Raw genomic sequence first — 286 nt, 5'->3', positions numbered from 1 at the left:
TGTCGATACAGAAGTAAGAGTGTGATTCTGAACGGCGAAAACTTTCTCCAGTTATGACGGCGCTCTTTCCATTGTCCATGAAGTTAAATATTTGCGCTAAGAAGTAATCATTATCTTTTTCAGTGTTGAAGTGCACTTTGCCTGTTGGCTGAACTATGATTGGCACTACGTCATAGCCGCCTTTACGCTTCTTATTTTCACTATACAGGTAAAGCTCCATCCCTGTTTTACGCTCTAGAAAGCCTAAATTCTCGAATCGACAGGCAGCTAATCTTCCAAAGAACCA

General features: G+C 41.3%; 1 pseudogene. It reads right to left on the bottom strand.

The window, feature by feature from the left end:
- Nucleotides 1–286 (bottom strand): annotated as a pseudogene (locus MD535_RS25990) (hypothetical protein); the annotation flags it as partial.

Source organism: Vibrio qingdaonensis (assembly GCF_026191675.1).
Lineage (GTDB): Bacteria > Pseudomonadota > Gammaproteobacteria > Enterobacterales > Vibrionaceae > Vibrio > Vibrio qingdaonensis.
This window is presented reverse-complemented; position numbering and strand designations above follow the sequence as displayed.